11 protein-coding genes are annotated in these 12,488 nt (G+C 70.6%); 7 read left to right on the top strand and 4 right to left on the bottom strand.

Annotated features, from left to right (window positions below; genetic code table 11):
* Positions 1 to 91 precede the first annotated feature (91 nt).
* From STSP_RS26685 to STSP_RS26660, 6 genes are all read left to right on the top strand, one after another.
* A complete protein-coding gene (locus tag STSP_RS26685; RefSeq protein ID WP_067283166.1) occupies positions 92 to 856 on the top strand; it encodes an IclR family transcriptional regulator in 765 nt (254 codons plus the stop codon).
* 466 nt (positions 857 to 1,322) lie between these two features.
* A complete protein-coding gene (locus STSP_RS26680) occupies positions 1,323 to 2,111 on the top strand; it encodes an MIP/aquaporin family protein (RefSeq protein ID WP_067283165.1) in 789 nt (262 codons plus the stop codon).
* Positions 2,112 to 2,217: 106 nt separating this feature from the next.
* Positions 2,218 to 3,771 carry a glycerol kinase GlpK gene (gene glpK / locus STSP_RS26675; RefSeq protein WP_067283163.1) on the top strand — a complete coding sequence of 518 codons (1,554 nt, stop codon included), beginning with the start codon at positions 2,218 to 2,220 and terminating at the stop codon, positions 3,769 to 3,771.
* Positions 3,772 to 3,789: 18 nt separating this feature from the next.
* Positions 3,790 to 5,415 (top strand): glycerol-3-phosphate dehydrogenase/oxidase, encoded by a 1,626-nt coding sequence (locus STSP_RS26670; protein ID WP_067283161.1) that lies wholly within the window; start codon positions 3,790 to 3,792, stop codon positions 5,413 to 5,415.
* Positions 5,416 to 5,575: 160 nt separating this feature from the next.
* The gene (locus STSP_RS26665; RefSeq protein ID WP_067283159.1) at positions 5,576 to 6,247 is read left to right on the top strand and encodes a FadR/GntR family transcriptional regulator; all 672 of its coding nucleotides are present in this window, start codon (positions 5,576 to 5,578) and stop codon (positions 6,245 to 6,247) included.
* 306 nt (positions 6,248 to 6,553) lie between these two features.
* Positions 6,554 to 7,555 (top strand): PAC2 family protein, encoded by a 1,002-nt coding sequence (locus STSP_RS26660; protein WP_067283157.1) that lies wholly within the window; start codon positions 6,554 to 6,556, stop codon positions 7,553 to 7,555.
* Between the two features lie 92 nt (positions 7,556 to 7,647).
* Here the strand turns inward: STSP_RS26660 and mshC are convergent, their stop codons facing one another.
* The 4 genes from mshC to STSP_RS26640 all read right to left on the bottom strand — a co-directional run bounded on the left by mshC (position 7,648) and on the right by STSP_RS26640 (position 11,134).
* A complete protein-coding gene (gene mshC, locus STSP_RS26655; RefSeq protein WP_067283154.1) occupies positions 7,648 to 8,877 on the bottom strand; it encodes a cysteine--1-D-myo-inosityl 2-amino-2-deoxy-alpha-D-glucopyranoside ligase in 1,230 nt (409 codons plus the stop codon).
* Positions 8,878 to 8,997: 120 nt separating this feature from the next.
* A complete protein-coding gene (locus STSP_RS26650; protein ID WP_107441406.1) occupies positions 8,998 to 9,825 on the bottom strand; it encodes an SCO1664 family protein in 828 nt (275 codons plus the stop codon).
* Complete coding sequence (locus STSP_RS26645; protein ID WP_067283150.1) at positions 9,786 to 10,379, bottom strand: DUF3090 domain-containing protein; 594 nt, start codon at positions 10,377 to 10,379, stop codon at positions 9,786 to 9,788. The genes STSP_RS26650 and STSP_RS26645 overlap by 40 nt, the downstream gene beginning before the upstream one ends.
* Positions 10,380 to 10,444: 65 nt before the next feature.
* Positions 10,445 to 11,134 carry a histidine phosphatase family protein gene (locus STSP_RS26640; RefSeq protein ID WP_067283147.1) on the bottom strand — a complete coding sequence of 230 codons (690 nt, stop codon included), beginning with the start codon at positions 11,132 to 11,134 and terminating at the stop codon, positions 10,445 to 10,447.
* A 140-nt stretch (positions 11,135 to 11,274) separates the two neighbouring features.
* Here STSP_RS26640 and corA point away from each other — a divergent pair, with 140 nt between their 5' ends.
* Positions 11,275 to 12,279 (top strand): magnesium/cobalt transporter CorA, encoded by a 1,005-nt coding sequence (gene corA, locus STSP_RS26635; protein WP_067283146.1) that lies wholly within the window; start codon positions 11,275 to 11,277, stop codon positions 12,277 to 12,279.
* The last annotated feature ends 209 nt before the right edge of the window (positions 12,280 to 12,488 follow it).

Below are 12,488 nucleotides of genomic sequence, written 5' to 3'. Positions count from 1 at the left end.
GGCGCAGGGCTGCTCGCGGAGTTCGGCAACGACCGATAATGTTCAGCATTGTCGAACGCTGTTGGTCGAGGGGTTGGGAGGGAGCGCTGCGATGGCGAAGAACATCCAGTCGCTGGAGAGGGCGGCCGCGATGCTGCGTCTGCTCGCGGGTGGCGAGCGCCGGCTGGGCCTCTCCGACATCGCCTCCTCCCTGGGCCTCGCCAAGGGTACGGCGCACGGCATCCTGCGCACCCTCCAGCTGGAGGGCTTCGTCGAACAGGACGCCGCGTCGGGCCGCTACCAGCTGGGCGCCGAACTGCTCCGGCTCGGCACGACGTATCTGGACGTCCACGAGCTGCGGGCGCGTGCCCTGGTATGGACGGACGACCTGGCCCGGTCCAGCGGAGAGAGCGTCTACCTGGGCGTTCTGCACCAGCAGGGCGTGCTGATCGTGCACCACGTCTTCCGCCCGGACGACAGCCGGCAGGTGCTGGAGATCGGCGCCATGCAGCCGCTGCACTCCACGGCCCTGGGCAAGGTCCTGGCCGCATACGACCCGGTGGCGCACAGCGAGGCCCTGGAGGTCGAGCGCAAGGAGTTCACCGCGCGCACGATCAGCGACCCGGACGGCTTCGAGAACGTGCTCGACCTGACCCGCGCGCGCGGGTACGCCGCCGATGTCGAGGAGACCTGGGAGGGCGTGGCGTCCATCGCCGCTCCGATCCACGACCGGCGGCGCATGCCCGTCGGCGCGGTGGGCATCACCGGCGCCGTGGAGCGCCTCTGCCTGGACGGGCAACTGCGTCAGGAGCTCATCGCGGCGGTGCGGGACTGCGCACGCGCCGTCTCCCGGGATCTGGGCGCGAGCCGGTTCTGAGGGCTCGCCGCCGCTCCGTACGGACGGCGCCAGGCCCGTCCCGCACGACGCCGCTAAGCAGGCGCCCGGCGGAGCGTGCATCCGCGATGTGCCTTCGATCGTCTGCGGCGCCATCGTGGCTGGTCGCGCCCGCGCGGCGGAGCCGCATGTCGATACAGCCCCGCGCCCCTTCGGGGCGCTGCCGAACCGCAGCGGACTTCACCGGACCTGTGGAACCCCCTCTGCGCCCGCCACCCCGCGATCATGCCCGGATAACGATCGGATTTTTCGCGGACCGAACCCCTTGACGTTCCTGCAGGCCCGGGCAAGACTCCCGTCCATCGGTCGGCATTGTCGAACACCTTCCGGCAAAAGCGTTAGAGTGTGACGACGCCAGGGCCGCCCCCAAGGCCCTCACCTGAGGGCGCGAACCACCGGACGGACCCGGGGTTCGCCTTCCCCTGGACGAAGGACAAAGGAGTCGCGGGTGTCCAGCTCCGACATCTTCATCGGCGAGACGATAGGTACCGCCGTACTCATCCTGCTCGGCGGTGGCGTGTGCGCCGCCGTCACGCTGAAGGCCTCCAAGGCGCGCAACGCCGGGTGGCTCGCCATCACCTTCGGGTGGGGCTTCGCGGTCCTCACCGCGGTGTACATCTCGGCCCCGCTCTCCGGCGCCCACCTCAACCCGGCCGTCACGCTCGCCCTCGCGATCAAGGACAACGACTGGAGCAACGTCCCCACCTACTGGGCGGGACAGCTGCTCGGCGCCATGATCGGTGCCGCTCTGGTCTGGGTCGCGTACTACGGACAGTTCCTCGCCCACCTCACCGACCACGAGATCGTCGGCGGCCCAGGCGCGCAGGACACCAAGGCCGTCGAGGCACAGGAGGCCCAGGCCGGCCCCGTGCTCGGCATCTTCTCCACCGGTCCCGAGATCCGGAACGCCGTGCAGAACCTGGCCACCGAGATCGTCGGCACCGTCGTGCTGGTCCTCGCCGTGCTCACCCAAGGCCTCAACGACGGCGGCAAGGGCCTCGGCACCCTGGGCGCGCTGATCACCGCGCTCGTGGTCGTCAGCATCGGCCTCTCGCTGGGCGGCCCGACCGGTTACGCGATCAACCCGGCCCGCGACCTCGGCCCGCGTATCGTCCACGCCCTTCTGCCCCTGCCCAACAAGGGCGGCTCCGACTGGGGCTACGCCTGGATCCCGGTCGTCGGCCCCCTGGTCGGCGGCGCGATCGCCGCAGGTATTTACAACGTCGCTTTTGCCTGATCAACCGCCGGGCTTCAGCTGAACACCACTTAGCACGAAGCTTCCAGAGCCGCGAGCCATACGCCGTAAGCCAGCCCCACAGATACGGACTTTCCAGGAGCACACCGTGACCGACGCACAAAGCGCCCTCTCCCACGGCGCAGGCCCGTTCATTGCCGCCATCGACCAGGGCACCACGTCCAGCCGCTGCATCGTCTTCGACCGGGACGGCCGCATCGTCTCCGTCGACCAGAAGGAGCACGAGCAGATCTTCCCCAAGCCGGGCTGGGTCGAGCACGACGCCGCCGAGATCTGGACGAACGTCCAGGACGTCGTCGCCGGAGCCATCGCCAAGGCCGGCATCACCCGGGACGACATCAAGGCGATCGGCATCACCAACCAGCGCGAGACGACGCTGCTGTGGGACAAGAACACCGGCGAGCCGGTGTACAACGCCATCGTCTGGCAGGACACCCGCACCGACGCCCTGTGCAAGGAGCTCGGCCGCAACGTCGGCCAGGACCGCTTCCGCCGCGAGACCGGCCTTCCGCTCGCCTCCTACTTCGCAGGCCCGAAGGCCCGCTGGCTGCTCGACAACGTCGACGGCCTCGCGGAGCGCGCCGAGCGGGGCGACATCCTCTTCGGCACGATGGACTCATGGGTCATCTGGAACCTGACCGGTGGTGTCAACGGCGGCGTGCACGTCACTGACGTCACCAACGCATCGCGCACCCTGCTGATGAACCTCCACGAGATGCAGTGGGACGAGCGCATCTGCGCCTCCATCGGCGTACCGATGCAGATGCTGCCCGAGATCCGCTCGTCCGCCGAGGTGTACGGCGAGGTCAAGGGCGGCAAGCTCGGTGACCTGCTGGGCGGCATCCCCGTCGCGTCGGCGCTCGGCGACCAGCAGGCGGCCCTGTTCGGCCAGACCTGCTTCGGCGAGGGCGAGGCCAAGTCGACGTACGGCACCGGCACCTTCATGCTGATGAACACCGGCGACAAGATCATCAACTCGTACAGCGGGCTGCTGACGACCGTCGGCTACCAGATCGGCGACCAGGACCCGGTGTACGCGCTCGAGGGTTCGATCGCCGTCACGGGCTCCCTGGTGCAGTGGATGCGCGACCAGATGGGCCTGATCAGCACCGCCGCCGAGATCGAGACGCTGGCCCTGACGGTCGAGGACAACGGCGGCGCCTACTTCGTGCCGGCCTTCTCCGGCCTCTTCGCCCCGTACTGGCGCTCGGACGCCCGCGGTGTGCTGGCCGGTCTGACCCGGTACGTCACCAAGGCGCACCTCGCGCGCGCCGTCCTCGAGGCCACCGCCTGGCAGACCCGTGAGATCACCGACGCCATGACCAAGGACTCCGGCGTCGAGCTCGCGGCCCTCAAGGTCGACGGCGGCATGACCTCCAACAACCTGCTGATGCAGACGCTCTCGGACTTCCTGGACGCACCGGTCGTGCGCCCGATGGTCGCCGAGACCACCTGCCTCGGCGCCGCCTACGCCGCCGGCCTGGCCGTCGGCTTCTGGCCCGACACCGACGCGCTGCGCGCCAACTGGCGCCGGGCCGCCGAGTGGACCCCCCGTATGGACGCGGACAAGCGGGACCGCGAGTACAAGAACTGGCTCAAGGCCGTCGAGCGGACCATGGGCTGGCTCGAAGACGAGAACTGACGAGGAGCACGACATCCCATGAGCAGCCAGCCCACCCTGCAGACCGCGCCTGCCCTCGGTACGCACCCGGTCTCCGGCTCCCTCCCCAGCCGTGCCGAGACCCGGGAGCAGCTTTCCCAGGCGACGTACGACCTCCTCGTCATCGGTGGCGGAATCCTGGGCATCTCCACCGCCTGGCACGCCGCGCAGTCGGGTCTGCGGGTGGCGCTGGTGGACGCCGGCGACTTCGCCGGCGCCACCTCCTCCGCCTCCTCCAAACTGCTCCACGGCGGTCTGCGCTATCTGCAGACCGGCGCGGTCAAGCTGGTGGCGGAGAACCACTTCGAGCGCCGTGCGGTGTCCCGCCAGGTCGCGCCGCACCTGTCCAACCCCCTCACCTTCTACCTGCCGGTGTACAAGGGCGGCCCGCACGGCGCCGCCAAGCTGGGCGCGGGCGTCTTCGCGTACTCGGCACTGTCCGCGTTCGGCGACGGCGTCGGCCATGTGATCAGCCCGGCGAAGGCGCAGCGCGACGTGCCGGAGCTGCGCACCGAGAACCTCAGGGCCGTGGCCGTGTACGGCGACGACCAGATGAACGACGCGCGCATGGCGCTGATGACGGTGCGCGCGGCGGTCGAGGCGGGTGCGGCCGTCCTCAACCACGCCGAGGTCACCGGCCTGCGCTTCACCAAGGGCCGGGTCACCGGAGCGGAGCTCAGGGATCGCCTGGACGGGACCGAGTTCGGCGTCACCGCGCGTCTCGTACTGAACGCGACCGGCCCGTGGGTCGACCACCTGCGCAGGATGGAGGACCCGAACGCGGCCCCGTCCATCCGCCTGTCGAAGGGCGCGCACCTGGTCCTCAAGCGCACCTCGCCGTGGAAGGCGGCGCTGGCCACCCCCATCGACAAGTACCGCATCACCTTCGCCCTCCCCTGGGAGGACATGCTGCTGCTTGGTACGACCGACGAGCAGTACGAAGGCGACCCGGCGGACGTCGCGGTCAACGAGAAGGACATCGCCCAGATACTCGACGAGGCGGCCTTCTCCGTCCGTGACCAGCAGCTGAAGCGCGAACTGATCACGTACGCCTTCGCCGGTCTGCGCGTGCTGCCGGGCGGTCCTGGCGACACCTCCAAGGCCAAGCGCGAGACCGTGGTGACCGAGGGCAAGGGCGGCATGCTGTCCGTCGCGGGCGGCAAGTGGACCACTTTCCGCCACATCGGCCGTACGGTCATGAACAAGCTGGCCGCCCTGCCCGGGCACCCGCTCGCCGACGACATGGAACCCATGTCCCAGCTGCCGAAGAAGCTCCCGCTGCCCGGCATCTCCAACCCGCAGGCGGTGGCGCACCGGCTGCTCGTCGACGGCGGCACCCCGGGCCCGCGCATGGCCACGGACACGGCGAAGCACCTCGCAACGCACTACGGCTCGCTGTCCTTCGACATCGCGCGCATGGCGAACGAGAACCCGGAGCTGGGCGAGCGCATCCACCCCGACGCCCCGGAGATCTGGGCCCAGGTCGTCTACGCCCGCGACCACGAGTGGGCCGAGACGGCGGACGACGTGCTGCGCCGGCGTACGACACTGACGATCCGCGGCCTGGACACGGAGGACGTACGGGCCAGGGTGAAGGAGCTGCTGAAGGACAGGACCGGCGAGTAGGGACAGGTGAGTAGGGACAATAGGCAGCGCGGACCGAGGGGCGGCTTCCACGGGGAAGCCGCCCCTCGGGCTGTCCGTTCCCGGACCCGTGGCATTCCCTCGCACTCCGGACCCGCATAATGGGACACAGACATCGGATGTCTGAACGGGAGGCGGGGCCATGGCAGTCACGGACGAGGCGATCGAGAAGATCAAGGGCATGATCGTCTCCGGCGCGCTGCGCCCCGGCGACCGGCTTCCCAAGGAGAGCGAGCTGGCGGCCGAGCTGGGCCTGTCCAGGAACTCGCTGCGCGAGGCGGTGCGCGCGCTGTCGCTGATCCGCATCCTCGATGTCCGGCAGGGCGACGGGACGTACGTCACGAGCCTGGATCCCCAACTCCTGCTGGAGGCGCTGAGCTTCGTCGTGGACTTCCACCGCGACGACACCGTGCTGGAGTTCCTGGCCGTCCGCCGCATCCTGGAACCGGCCGCGACGGCGATGGCGAGCACCCGTATCAGTGAGGCGGAACTGGACGCACTGACGGCGCAGTTGGACGCGCTCGGGAACTCCCCCTCGGTGGAGGAGCTCGTCGCGTGCGATCTGGAGTTCCACCGAGGCATCGTGCAGGGCTCCGGGAACTCGGTGCTGTGCTCGCTTCTCGACGGCCTGTCGGGGCCCACGACCCGGGCGCGGATCTGGCGCGGTCTGACCCAGGAGGACGCGGTCAGCCGCACGCTCCACGAGCACCGCGCCATCCTCGCCGCCCTGCGCGACCGCGACGCGGAGGCCGCCAGATCCTGGGCGACGGTGCACATCGCGAGCGTGGAGCAGTGGCTGCGGTCGACGCTGTAGAGCTCGACCCTGCGGGCGCCGACGCTGCGGAGATCGACCGTACAGAGGTCGACCACGGTGGCCGGCAGTGGACATCGGACCTCTCATGGTCCTCCGACGTATGGCGCAGCTATGGCGCGGCACAGGAGGAACTACCGGGTCAGCGGCCGAAGTTGGCGCGAAACAGCTCGGATGACTGTGGAGTGTTCAAAGGTCCTTACCGGGGCAGTGATCCGTTCACTCCCCCGTGCAAGGGGGCTGCGGAGGGCCCCGGCGGACGCCGTAAGGTTGGTCCGTAAGCGAGGGCACGTCGGAAGGAGGCGCTGGGTGATCGAGCTCGAGGGGGTTCCCGAGCTGGTCGACCCGGTCATGGTGGCCGCGTTCGAGGGCTGGAACGACGCCGGCGACGCCGCCTCCACCGCGGTCGCCCATCTCGACAAGGTGTGGAAGGGCGAGGTCTTCGCCGCGCTCGACGCGGAGGACTACTACGACTTCCAGGTGAACCGCCCCACCGTGTGGCTGGACGGCGGCGTCCGCAAGATCACATGGCCGACGACCAGGCTCTCGGTGATCCGCGTCGGCGGCGAGAAGCCGCGTGACCTGGTGCTGGTCCGCGGCATCGAGCCGTCCATGCGCTGGCGGTCGTTCTGCAACGAGCTGCTGGGCTTCGCGCACGAGCTCGGTGTGGAGCTCGTGGTCATCCTGGGCGCGCTGCTCGGCGACACCCCGCACACGCGTCCCGTCCCGATCAGCGGGACCACGTCCGACCCGGACCTGGCCCGCAGGATGGACCTGGAGGAGACCAAGTACGAGGGCCCGACGGGCATCGTCGGCATCCTCCAGGAGGCCTGCACGCACGCGGGTGTACCGGCCGTGTCGCTGTGGGCGGCGGTCCCGCACTACGTGTCGCAGCCGCCCAACCCGAAGGCCACGCTCGCCCTGCTGAACCGGCTGGAGGACCTCATCGACCTGCGCATCCCACTGGGCGAGCTGCCCGAGGACGCGCGCGCGTGGCAGCTGGGCGTGGACCAGCTGGCGGCCGAGGACAGCGAGGTCGCCGAGTACGTGCAGACGCTGGAGGAGGCGCGTGACACCGCCGAGCTCCCGGAGGCGTCGGGCGAGGCCATCGCCCGCGAGTTCGAGCGGTATCTGCGCAGGCGGGACGGTGGCGGCCAGGCCGGCGGTCATGCAGGAGACGGCGGCGACGGTGCCCCGTATCTGCGCGAGGGACCGGCGGACCGCACGCGGCCGCCCAAGCCGCAGCGGCCGGGGACCGACGACGAGGGCGGGACCGCAGGCGGAGGCTCCGAGGACTCGCCGGAGGAGTGAGCCGGCCGGTACCGGGGTTGAGCACGGGAGAGGGGCGGTGCGCCACTGGGCGCACCGCCCCTCTCCCGTCGGTGGACCGGTCGGTGTCCGGGCTAGAGAGCGACGCCGAGCAGCGCGTCGACGGCGCGCGACACCACGCCGGGCGCCCCCTCGTCCGTACCGCCCTGCTCCTGCTGCAGCGTCGCCCATCGGTCGACCGCGGCGAGCGCGGCCGGCGCGTCAAGGTCGTTCGCGAGGGCGTCGCGGATCTCCTCGACCAGGGCCTCGGCGGGCGGGCCGTCGGGACGCGATACGGCGGACCGCCAGCGTCCGAGCCTTGCGACGGCCTCATCGAGGGCGTCGTCGGTCCACTCCCAGTCGGCCCGGTAGTGGTGGGCGAGCAGTGCGAGCCGTATGGCGGCGGGGTCGACGCCGTCGCGCCGCAGCTTCGACACGAAGACGAGGTTGCCCTTGGACTTCGACATCTTCTCGCCGTCCAGCGCCACCATGCCCGCGTGGACGTACGCCTTGGCGAACGGGTACTCGCCGGTCAGCGCCTGCGCGTGCGACGCGCCCATCTCGTGGTGCGGGAAGGCGAGGTCGGAGCCGCCGCCCTGCACGTCGAAGCCCATCCCGAGGTGGTCCAGGGCGATGGCCACGCACTCGATGTGCCAGCCGGGCCGGCCGCGGCCGAGCGAACCGCCGTCCCAGCTCGGCTCGCCCTCCCGGGCGGCCATCCAGAGCATCGGGTCGAGCGGGTTCTTCTTGCCCGGCCGGTCGGGGTCGCCGCCGCGCTCGGCGGAGAGCAGCCGCATGGCGGCGGCGTCGAGGTTCGAGACCTCGCCGAAGTGCGGATCTGCCTCGACGGAGAAGTAGACGTCTCCTTCGAGCTCGTACGCGGCACCGGCGTCCCGCAGCCGCTCGACCAGCGGGACGATGCCCGGTATGGCCTCGACGGCGCCGATGTAGTGCTGCGGCGGGAGCATCCGCAGCGCGGTCATGTCCTCGCGGAAGAGGGCGGTCTCCCGCTCGGCGAGCCCGACCCAGTCGACACCGTCGCGCTCGGCGCGCTCGAGCAGCGGGTCGTCGACGTCGGTCACGTTCTGGACGTAGTGAACCTGCCGCTTCGTGTCGAGCCACACGCGCTGCACGAGGTCGAACGCGTTGTAGGTCGCCGCGTGACCGATGTGGGTCGCGTCGTACGGGGTGATCCCGCAGACGTAGATACGGGCGACGGGACCGGCGTCGAGGGTGACGAGGCCGCCGGTCGCGGTGTCGTGGATCCGAAGGTCGCGGCCCTTGCCAGGCAGGGCGGGGACCTCAGAAGCGGGCCAGGCATGCATGACCTGAGCCTAACCGGACGGATGTTCCCCCTACGAACCGGACCGGCCGGGACGACCGGAAAGGCCCTCTTGCACAAGGGCGCCGCCTGTGCGACGGGCAAGGCGACGCAAAGGCGCTGACTAGACCGGCGGCCACGGAATGGCCGGCCACTCCCCCGACGGCTCCGGATGCCGCCCGGACGTCAGCAACGCCTCGACACGCGCGCGTAGCGCCTCGACTTCGTCGGAGGTGATCAGCTCACGAAGCCGCACCGCGAGCCCACCGCCGTCCACGAGCGCATCCCGCAGGGACCCGAGCACGGCCAGCGCCTCGGCGGTCAGCGCCTCCCCGGCCCAGCCCCACAGGAGCGTCCGCAGCTTGTCCTCGGCATGGAACGTGACCCCGTGGTCGATCCCGTACAGCCGCCCCTCGGCGGTCGGCAGCAGATGGCTCCCCTTGCGGTCGGCGTTGTTGATCACCGCGTCGAGCACCGCGAGCCGCCGCAGCCGCTCGTCGTCCGCGTGCACGAGGAGCGCCGTCCGCCCGCCGCCGACCTCCGCGAAACCGATGGCCTTCCAGCCGTCCTCCGGCTCGTCGCCCTCCACGAGCGCCAGGAGCTGCGCGCCGTCCTCGACCGACGCCTCGATCCACAGCTGGCACATGCCCTCGCCGTACGGGCCGTCCCGCAGCACGGTGGGCGGCACAAGACCCCATCCAGTGGCCTCGGACACCTCGTACGCGGCGACCTCGCGCGCCGCCAGCGTGCCCTCCGGGAAGTCCCACAGGGGCCGCTCCCCGGCCACGGGCTTGTAGATGCAGGTGGCCTCCTGCCCGTCGTGCGAAACGGTGCAGAACAGCGCCGCGTTGGAGGCGTCGCGGATGCGGCCGCGCACCGTCAGCTCGCCCTTGGCGAGCAGCTCGGCAGGCGTCACGCCGCTCCGCGGCGGTATCCGTTCTGGCGCGGACATACATGTCCTTCCGGGTCGAGCGGGAGGCTGCACAGCGGGCACGGCGGGCGGCCCGCGTTGACGACGTCCAGGGCCCGTTTGGCGAAGGCCCTGGCCTGGGCGCCGGTCAGGAGGACGCGGAGCATCGGGGGGCCGTTCTCCTCGTCCTGCAGCAGCCGCTCCTCGGCGGCGGCAAGGTCCTCTTCGGACTCGACGTCGATTTCCACGAGCGCCTGGGCTTCGACGATCATGCGCTGCTCTTCACCGTCCCAGGCCAGCGCCATGGTGCCGACCCGGAACTCCTCCTCGATGGGGGTCTCGAGCGGCTCGGTGTCCGAGACCTCCGCGGGAGCGACGGCCGGTACGGCGGCGCTACCCCCGCTGCGCCGTACGACCTCGTCGAGAAGCTCGTCCATGCGCTCGGCGAGTGCGGCCACCTGGGTCTTCTCCAGGGCGACGCTGGTCACGCGGGTTCCGGAGGAGGCCTGGAGGAAGAAGGTGCGGCGCCCTGGCAGCCCGACCGTACCGGCCACGAAGCGGTCCGGCGGGTCGTAGAGGAACACCTGACGGGACACGTCCTGTCTCCATTGGATCGACTCGGGGCGTTACTTCGATCGCTTCACCCTACTGCGGGCGACGATCACGGTGCTCCCGCACCGCCTCCCACCGTGGCGTCGCCGCCGTTCTCCGGCTCCGGGCGAGGAGCCAGCGAGGCGAAGTCCCCGGTGTCGCCCAGGCGCAGCAGGAAGGGGCGCAGTCGTGTGTAGCGGATCGCGGTGACGGAACAGGGTTCCACACTGATGCGCTGGAAGAGGTCCAGGTGAAGACCGAGTGCGTCCGCGACGAGCGACTTGATGACGTCGCCGTGCGAGCACATGACGTAGACCGCGTCGGCGCCGTGTTCGCGCTCCACGCGCGCGTTCCACTCGCGTACGGCCTCGGCGGCCCGGGTGGCCATCTCGCGCATGGACTCGCCGCCGGGGAAGGCGGCCGCCGTCGGGTGCTGCTGGACCACCTCCATCAGCGGCTCGTCCTTGAGCTCGGCGAGCTTGCGGCCGGACCAGTCTCCGTAGCGGCACTCACCGATGCGCTCGTCGGTGTGCAGCGTGAGCTCGGGGCGGGCGGCGAGCAGCGGCTCCAGTGTTTCCCGGCAGCGCTGCAGGGGGCTCGTGACAGCCGTGGCGAGCGGCAGACCGGCCAGCCGGGCGGGCAGGGCGGCCGCCTGGGCCGCGCCCCGCTCATCGAGGGCGACTCCGGGAGTCCACCCGGCGAGCAGGCCTGCGGTGTTGGCGGTGGAGCGTCCGTGCCGGACGAGGATCAGCGTGGGCATGCCGCAAGCCTAGGCGGACTGAGGTGGGTGCCTTGGGTCGCCTCAGAGGATGTGCCGATGTGCTTTCGGTCGCCTCAGGGGTGTGCCCGAGGCTGCCTCAGGGGGTGTGCCTCAGGCTGTCTCCGGGAAGGAGACGCCACGTGATCGTGGACTGCGCCATCTACCGCGAAGGGCGCCGGACCGAGGGGCCCGCGGACTTGTCCGACGCCCTGGACGAGGCGCGGGCCACCGGCGACGCCTTCGTCTGGATCGGACTGCACGAGCCCACTGCACGCGAATTCGAGCACGTCACGAAGGAGTTCGGACTGCATCCGCTGGCGGTCGAGGACGCCCTGAAGGCGCATCAACGCCCGAAGCTCGAGGTGTACGACGACTCGCTGTTCCTGGTCCTCAAGCCGGTGGTGTACGAGCCGCAGGGTGACACCGTGTCCTCGGGCGAGGTGATGCTGTTCCTCGGCGACTCGTTCGTGGTGAGCGTCCGGCACAGCGAAGGGGCCCCTCTGGGCGCGGTGCGGCAGCGGCTGGAGGCGGAGCCGGACCTGCTCAAACAGGGCCCGACGGCGGTGCTGTACGCGGTCGCCGACGCGATCGTGGACCACTATCTGGAAGTCGCGGCGGAGCTCCAGACCGACCTCGAGGAGCTGGAGACGGAGGTGTTCTCGCCGGAGCGGAGCGCGTCCCGCCACACGGCGTCCCGGATCTACGCGTTCAAGCGGCAGGTGCTGGAGTTCCGCAGGTCCACGGGCCCGCTGGCCCTGCCGATGGCCCGGCTCGCCGGTGCGGGCGCGGGCCCCTACTCGGCGGCCGTGCCGTTCGTCAGCGACGCCGCGCAGCCGTTCTTCCGTGACGTCAGCGACCATCTGACACGCGTGAACGAATCCGTGGAGGGCCTCGACCGGCTGGTCTCGGACATCCTCTCGGCACATCTGGCCCAGATGAGCGTCCGGCAGAACGACGACATGCGGAAGATCTCGTCGTGGGCTGCCATGGCCGCGGTACCCACGATGATCGCGGGGATCTACGGCATGAACTTCGAGCACATGCCCGAGCTGACGTGGACCTGGTCGTATCCGGCGGTGATCCTGCTGATGGCCGCACTGGAGATCGGCCTGTACCGGCTCTTCAAGAACCGCGGCTGGCTATAGGGCCTGGTGCGTCACACGGCAGAGCCTGTCGCGTCACACGGCTGATGGAGATCACCCAGCTGATGGCGCTCGCCGCGACCGCCGCGGCCGCAGTGAGCCGCGCAGCCGCGCCCGACCGTCCCCATGCCGATCGCCCCACGCGCGCGTGCGGAAACGCGGCGCTCGGGAACCGGTCGGCACCCGCGCGTTGCCGCAGGGCACGCGCGTGC

This window comes from Streptomyces jeddahensis (assembly GCF_001642995.1).
GTDB lineage: Bacteria > Actinomycetota > Actinomycetes > Streptomycetales > Streptomycetaceae > Streptomyces > Streptomyces jeddahensis.
Note: the sequence above shows the minus strand (reverse complement) of the source record. Positions and strands in the feature narration are given on the sequence as shown.